The organism is Rhodococcus sp. MEB064 (assembly GCF_000834565.1).
Lineage (GTDB): Bacteria > Actinomycetota > Actinomycetes > Mycobacteriales > Mycobacteriaceae > Rhodococcoides.
Genome location: NZ_JXQS01000075.1, coordinates 1 through 207, shown reverse-complemented (window position 1 = coordinate 207; position 207 = coordinate 1). Strand labels below are relative to the sequence as shown.

Here is a 207-nt window from a genome sequence, read left to right as displayed (position 1 = left end):
GCGGCCCTCGAATCCAGGATCGGTACAAGCTCTACCTCGCCATCGACGTGTTCTCCCGCTACCCGGTCGCATGGCGGATCGAGTACACCGAAGACCGGAAATCGGCGGTGGCGATGTTCACCGACGCCATCGCCGCGCACGGCGCCCCGACGGTGCTGCACGCCGACAACGGGGCCGTCATGCGCTCGCACACCTTGATCGACGCCC

Annotated in this window: 1 protein-coding gene; it reads left to right on the top strand. The window is 67.1% G+C overall.

Features of this window, described 5'->3' with window-relative positions:
• The coding region (locus tag RU01_RS21820; protein WP_042576711.1) for a DDE-type integrase/transposase/recombinase at positions 1-207 on the top strand (207 nt) is incomplete at both ends.